The 1,552-nt window shown below is 65.5% G+C and carries 2 protein-coding genes; both read right to left on the bottom strand.

The window, feature by feature from the left end; genetic code table 11:
• Positions 1-81: 81 nt before the first annotated feature.
• Complete coding sequence (locus KF724_13920) at positions 82-366, bottom strand: hypothetical protein (protein MBX3356786.1); 285 nt, start codon at positions 364-366, stop codon at positions 82-84.
• Between the two features lie 146 nt (positions 367-512).
• Positions 513-1,454 (bottom strand): DUF1738 domain-containing protein, encoded by a 942-nt coding sequence (locus tag KF724_13915; GenBank protein ID MBX3356785.1) that lies wholly within the window; start codon positions 1,452-1,454, stop codon positions 513-515.
• Positions 1,455-1,552 lie beyond the last annotated feature (98 nt).

Raw genomic sequence — 1,552 nt, 5'->3', positions numbered from 1 at the left:
TGGGATTTACTCCGCGACGGGCGGCCGAGAGCCTCTCTCTCAACCTCCAACCCGTCACGAAATCCCGTCCGCTCTCTCCCTCTACTTCCGGCGCCGCGCACCACCGACGCCGATGCGAGGCGAAAGCCTCTGCCGCGCGTCACGCAGGTAGTCGCGATAGGTCACTGCCTGCGAGATGGATTGACGATAGCCGTTGCTCAGCGCGATCGCGATGAGACCGCGCGGGGGCTTTAGCGTCCCACTGGCCTGCGCTTGCGCGAAAAGGCGTTTCGCGAGCGCAATTTCTGCATCGGTATAGGGGGCTGACTTACGTGGCATGATGTTCTCCAAAGGTTGAAAGTGGCCCTCGGAGAAATTGCCGCACATGACGCGCCCCTCCGTGGGGCTGCGCCGGTTAACCTCCATGGGGAGGACGGGGCCCCGATCGGAATCGGGGCTGACGGCGAGGAGCCATCATGCGAAGCATAGAAAGAGATAGGTTCAATAACGCGTCGATCAAGGCCGGAATCCTATCAGGCCGCCTCGCGGTTTGGGCGGGCGACGCCGATCTCCTCTGGCAGGAAGCCGAGCAGCCAGTCGGCCGCCTTGCTCGCCTGCGAGGCTGCGCGGACGATGGCGCGGTTATCTTCCCGCAGCACCTCAAGCCACGAGGCGATGTAGTCGGCGTGCCGCACAGTCGGCACGATGCCGAGCGAGGCGCAGCAGAAGGCTGCGTTGATCTCGGCGACCAACTCTTCAAAGGCGTATTTCTTGGTGCCAAAGGACCCTGAGAGATCGCGGCCGACACGCGAGGGATAGCCAGTGGCGTGGCCGAGTTCGTGCAGCGCCGTGCGGTGCCAGTTGATCGGCTCGAAATATGCTTGCGGCGGCGGGACCTGCACGAAATCAGGCTCCGGTGCATAGAAGGCGCGATTGCCGCCAATGCGAAAATCGATGCCGGTCGCCTTGATGAGCGCTTCTACGCGCGGCTCGATGAGGTCCGGCGCCGGCAGCGGAACCTGAACGGCGAACTCCTCCGGGAGGCGCTCGCACTGGGCGGTGTTGAAGACGGTGAAGCGCTTCAGGAACGGGACGGCCTGGGCGTCTTCGCCGGTCTCGCGGGCGCGCTTCTTCTCGGTGTCCGGAATGAAGCGGTCGGCGTAGACGACGGTCGTGCCACGCTCGCCCTTGCGCACATTGCCGCCGAGCGAGAGCGCCTGGCGAAAGGTCAGCCAGCTCTGCCCGGGAAAGCCATGCTCGATGACAGCGCCCCAGAGGATCAGGACGTTGATCCCGGAATAGCCGCGCCTCGTCGAGGCGTTCCTGGGCATGGCCAGCGGCGCCTTTGCCGCCGCCGTCCCCCAGGGCTGAACCCAGGGCAGCCGGCCGTCCTCCAGTTCGGCGATGATCTTGTTGGTGATGTCGTCGTAGAGGCTCGCCCGTTCGGGGGCGGCCTGGCGGTGGTGCTTGGTCATCGCGGGTCTCCGCGACGGGCGCCGGGAGCCTCTCTCCCAGTCCTCAACCCGTCACGGCAAACCCGTCCGCACTCTTACTCTCGGGGGGCGTTGCGGGG

Source organism: Phycisphaeraceae bacterium, assembly GCA_019636735.1.
Taxonomy (GTDB): Bacteria; Planctomycetota; Phycisphaerae; order Phycisphaerales; family SM1A02; genus VGXK01.
Note: the sequence above shows the minus strand (reverse complement) of the source record. Positions and strands in the feature narration are given on the sequence as shown.